This window comes from Bacteroidota bacterium (assembly GCA_013696965.1).
In the GTDB taxonomy this organism is placed as follows: Bacteria; Bacteroidota; Bacteroidia; order JACCXN01; family JACCXN01; genus JACCXN01.
This window is the reverse complement of record JACCXN010000029.1, coordinates 1-4,491: the sequence shown is the minus strand read 5'-3', so window position 1 is coordinate 4,491 and position 4,491 is coordinate 1. Positions and strand designations below refer to the sequence as shown.

Genomic DNA, 4,491 nt, shown 5'->3' with positions numbered 1-4,491 from the left:
TTGAATTCGGAAAGCCATATAGTAAAATTAAAGAGGAAATTTTGGAAAATGGCGAATGGAAAGGCGAATTTACTGCGAAAACAAAAAGCGGAAAGTTGGTTAATTCCTTGACTCAGATTACATTATTGAAAGATGAAGAAGGAAAACCAATATCTATTTTGGAAGTTTCACAGGATATCACCAAAAGAAAAGAAATAGAAGATGAAGTAAAAAAGTACAATCAGGATTTAAAAGAAATAAATGAGGCAACAGAAAAGATAATTTCCGTTATTTCCCATGATTTGAAAAATCCGCTGGCAGGAATTGTCAGTTCATCAGAAATATTAAAAAACAATGTAAAAACTCTTGAGAAAGAACACATTAAAGAATTTTCGGATATTATACACCGTTCCTCCACAAAACTACTTCAGCAGCTTAATGAACTGATTGCCTGGGTAAAGTCAAAGCAAGAAAAAGCAAGTTATGACCCTGCTAAAGCCAGGCTGTTTTTGGCTGTAAATGATGCACTGGCTGTGTCCTTAGAGAATGCCAAGAATAAAGACATCAAAATAGAAAATTTAATCCAAAATGAAATTTTTATTGTTGCAGACACCAATATGCTAAAATCCATTGTGCAAAACCTGGTGAACAATTCCATAAAATTTACGCAAAAAGGTGGCCGAATTCTTATTACTGCCCATTTAAAAGGCTCCATGGCGGAGGTTCACATTACAGATAATGGCGTGGGAATGTCCATAGAAGTAAAAGACAAGCTGTTTGAGAAAGAAAGTATTTCTGAAACAGGGACTGAAAATGAAGAAGGCACAGGCATGGGTTTAAAACTGGTGAAGTATTTTGTCAGCCAAAATGGTGGTGAAATTTATATTGAAAGTGAAGAACACAAAGGAACTACAGTGATTTTTACACTGCCGTTGGCTTAAGAAGGTGAACGCTCTAAATGACTTTTAAACTCCCCTTATTTATGCTCACATTAACCATGGCGGAACAATGCATGAGCCAGTGAAACCATTTGCGTTAACCCCCAAGGGGTGACAGGATTACAGAAAATAACAACAATTAAAACCAAAACCCCGAAGGGGTGTTATAAAAACAAACAATCAATAATTTCACCACTCCGGGGTTGAACTGGAATTAAAAATATTAATCTATAATTGTATCATCCCTTTGGAATTAGCTTTTTCAGTGGCCTCCATTTTTCCGGGCTTTTTTGTTTGGAAGAATAAAAACTAAAATTCTCACGCAAAAATTACTATTGTAAAGTAATTTCGAATTATTACATGTCCCATTTAAATGACAAGAATGATTAATCTGGGCAATCGCATCTAAATGGATTGAATTGCCACTAAGACACCTGAACACAATTTTGGCCATGTGTGTTAGCTATTGTGACAAAGACAAAGCAGACAAGAATAAGGCTGTTAGCTACTCCAAAAATTGAACTATTAAATCAGCAGAAGCCCTGTTTAAGGCAATTGGTATATTATTGATTACAGCAGTACGAATAAGGGTCTGAATGTCATGCTCATGCCCATGAGGGGTTTCAGCATCTATAAAGAAAATCACTTTATCTACTTCTCCCTGTAAAATTTTGGCCGCCAGCAAAATATCTCCGCCACTTGGCCCATGGCCGAATGGTTTAACATCAAGATCCAGCATATCATTAATTAGTTTTGAAGTATTACTTGTCCCAATTAAATTTTGTTCCCGAAGTAGGGCTAAATTAACTTTTGCCCAATTTAAAAGATCGTTTTTTCGGCTGTTGTGGGCAATTAATGCAATGGTTTTTTTCATATGTAGGGCATTGATTAACGTTTTTTAAAGCTACTTTAAAAATAAGTAATAAAGAAACTTGAATTCGCCAAGTGTAATAAATTAACAAATACTTAAAACAAACAATACATTAAAGACTCACTTTGGGAATACTTTGTAGATGAAAAAATGAACTAATTACAGAGCTAAAAAATGATAAAAGAGACCAGAAAAAAAAAGGGTAGTTCATCATCCAGGTTAAAAAAAATAATAAATGAGAAAGTAGCCCGCCTTGCAGACAAAACCAATAAAAAAAACAACGATTTAATTGAGAGTATAAATTACGCAAAACTAATACAGGAGGCTGTGCTTCCTGAGCGTGATAGAATTTCAAAAGCTTTTCCTAATTCGTTTATTCTTTATAGACCCAAGGATATTGTGAGTGGTGACTTTTATTGGTTCGGTTGATAAAAACAATAAATACTTTTTAGCAGCGGTAGACTGCACAGGACATGGAGTACTCGGTGCTTTTGTAAGTATGTTAGGTCAGAGTCTGCTTTACCGTGCAGTTAATGATAAAAACATTTCTGCCCCTTCATTGATAATTGAAGATGTTCACAAAGGGCTGAGGCTGGCTTTAAAGCAATATGAAATCTTTATGCACTATTGTTCACAAAAGGGTATGAATATAGCATGAAGATTCCATCTGACCTTTAAAAAGCAAATTATATACAGATGAAAACACTTCACAATTGCAGGACGGGATGGAAATTGCATTGTGCTCCTATGATCCTATCAAACAAAAGCTCTTTTTTTCTGGAGCTAATCGTTCCTTAATTGTAGTTAAAAAAGAAAACGAAAAGAACGAATTAAGTGAAATAGCCATGCACGAACCGTTCACAAACACTAATGAATATAACATGGCGTATTCCATGTGACCTTAAAAAAACAATTATCTACATATGAAATAAAAGGAGAAAAATACGGAACAGGCGGCAGGGTATTAGGGAAGGAAAGGACATACACAAATCATAGTATCCCTATAAAACCGGGTACTAGTATTTATCTTTTCAAAGATGGGTTTGCAGATCAGTTTGGAGGTGTAAGAGGAAAAAAGTTTATGAAGAAAAAATTAAAGGAAGTGCTCTTTAAAATAAGCCATCTTGAAATGGAGGAACAACAATTAGTATTGAGTTGTTACCTGGATGAATGGAAAGGAAAACTGGACCAGGTGGATGATATTTTAGTTATCGGGGTTCGATTTTAATTCTTATAAAAAGGACTATTTAAATTTATACTTGCAGAATTTTTCAGGGCTTTCAATTGTGCTGTTTGTATGGTTTCTTAAACTCTTTAGGGATTGTAATTGAGGAATAAGCAACTTTAATTCAAAATTAAAATTTTCTTCCGCAAGGGCTCCCCTTGATATATTACTTCCAGAAAATAAATGCCTTTCGGCACTTCAATAACACTTATCTCCAATTGAGAAAAAGAGATCGGTGTTATTTTTTCAGATTTAAATACCTTTCCTGAAAAATCAATAATACGAATCAGTACAAAATCTGAAGTATTGAACTCTCCAGAAACAGTTATTTTATCCCTTGCAGGATTTGGATAAATTTTCATTTCCATCAGCTTTCCCTCTCTATTTAAAGATGAAGCAGATATGGGATTAATCTGAAGAGAGGAAGTATAAGTATAATCGCCTGTTTTATAAGTATCACTGTCAGCAGAAAGAGTAGCTGCGTAAAAAGTAATGTTACCTGTGTTTTCAGAAGGGGCTATCCATTTAAATGACCATTCTGCTTCATCGGAAGCAAAATCAATACCTGATGCCGTATGCTGTACGTAAATCCTGTCCTGATAATTTCCAAAGGTTGGTTGTGCTGTCTGAGTTGCATTGGTATCAGACAATACCCAAGTCCCTGTATTTAAATTATTATTGTTTGAGAGTGCCACTACCTGGAAACCGAAACGTGTAAAAGCAGACTGACTAATTTTAATTTTTATATTTAAAGTATCGCCTTCAGCATATTCGCTGATTCCAGAATTTACATCAATTACCGATAAACCTGTTCCAATGTTTGGCCCACCTAAATCATTATGACAACCAACAGAGGCACAGGTTCCTTCTCCAGGTGCTCCTGTACTATAAACAGCAGGTCCTGCACTTTTTCTCCCGTGAAAAGGTTCTATAATATCAAAGGAAATAGCAAGAATTGACAGAAAGAAAATAGTCAGAATAGTATATCTCTTCATATGTAGATAATTTGTTTTTTAAAGGTCATATGGAATTGTTCATTACCATAATTGTTTTTTTTAATGTATTATTCACTTGTCTTTTAATTTTTAAAGGTGTTCCATGAATCTTTGATTTCAAGAACTTACGTTTCGCCATGCTATCTTCATTAGTGTTTTTGCACTGTTCGGTGCATGGCTATTTCATAGATAACAACTATAAACATTGCAATTTAAGGAGAAATTTTGTTAATTTGCTTTTCCGACATTAAAAATAAGTAGTTATGCAAAAAATAATTTGTTTTTTAATTCTTATTACGGTTTCTTCTCAAGGTAGAACCCAAACGGCCCCTGACTTTACATTCACCGATACAGATGGGACTGAGTGGAATCTATATACAGAACTCGGAAAAGGAAAAACAGTTTTGCTGGATTTTTTTTATGTTAACTGTGTGCCCTGCCAGACTTTTACTCCTGAAATTGTCCAGGTAAACAATGATTATG

Annotated in this window: 8 protein-coding genes; 6 read left to right on the top strand and 2 right to left on the bottom strand. The window is 34.5% G+C overall.

Translation table 11 applies throughout. The features are described from left to right. Positions 1–920: HAMP domain-containing histidine kinase (locus H0V01_04795; GenBank protein MBA2582690.1), on the top strand; the 920-nt coding region annotated here is incomplete at its 5' end. Between the two features lie 502 nt (positions 921–1,422). On the opposite strand, the gene H0V01_04790 is transcribed toward H0V01_04795, so the two are convergent. Next, positions 1,423–1,791: a methylglyoxal synthase gene (locus tag H0V01_04790; protein ID MBA2582689.1), complete on the bottom strand. Its 369-nt coding sequence runs from the start codon at positions 1,789–1,791 to the stop codon at positions 1,423–1,425. 171 nt (positions 1,792–1,962) lie between these two features. Between H0V01_04790 and H0V01_04785 the strand changes: the two genes are divergently transcribed. The 4 genes from H0V01_04785 to H0V01_04770 all read left to right on the top strand — a co-directional run bounded on the left by H0V01_04785 (position 1,963) and on the right by H0V01_04770 (position 3,016). Further along, complete coding sequence (locus H0V01_04785) at positions 1,963–2,217, top strand: hypothetical protein (protein MBA2582688.1); 255 nt, start codon at positions 1,963–1,965, stop codon at positions 2,215–2,217. After that, positions 2,192–2,446 carry a hypothetical protein gene (locus H0V01_04780; GenBank protein MBA2582687.1) on the top strand — a complete coding sequence of 85 codons (255 nt, stop codon included), beginning with the start codon at positions 2,192–2,194 and terminating at the stop codon, positions 2,444–2,446. The genes H0V01_04785 and H0V01_04780 overlap by 26 nt, the downstream gene beginning before the upstream one ends. 67 nt (positions 2,447–2,513) lie before the next feature. Next, positions 2,514–2,687, top strand: a complete 174-nt coding sequence (locus tag H0V01_04775) for a hypothetical protein (protein ID MBA2582686.1) — start codon at positions 2,514–2,516, stop codon at positions 2,685–2,687. Continuing rightward, positions 2,684–3,016 (top strand): hypothetical protein, encoded by a 333-nt coding sequence (locus H0V01_04770; protein ID MBA2582685.1) that lies wholly within the window; start codon positions 2,684–2,686, stop codon positions 3,014–3,016. Before H0V01_04775 ends, H0V01_04770 begins: the two co-directional genes overlap by 4 nt. A gap of 116 nt (positions 3,017–3,132) precedes the next feature. Here H0V01_04770 and H0V01_04765 read toward each other — a convergent pair whose 3' ends face one another. Further along, positions 3,133–4,008 (bottom strand): T9SS type A sorting domain-containing protein, encoded by an 876-nt coding sequence (locus H0V01_04765; GenBank protein MBA2582684.1) that lies wholly within the window; start codon positions 4,006–4,008, stop codon positions 3,133–3,135. 263 nt (positions 4,009–4,271) lie between these two features. Between H0V01_04765 and H0V01_04760 the strand changes: the two genes are divergently transcribed. Further along, a partial coding sequence (locus tag H0V01_04760) for a redoxin domain-containing protein (GenBank protein MBA2582683.1) occupies positions 4,272–4,491 on the top strand: 220 nt, incomplete at its 3' end.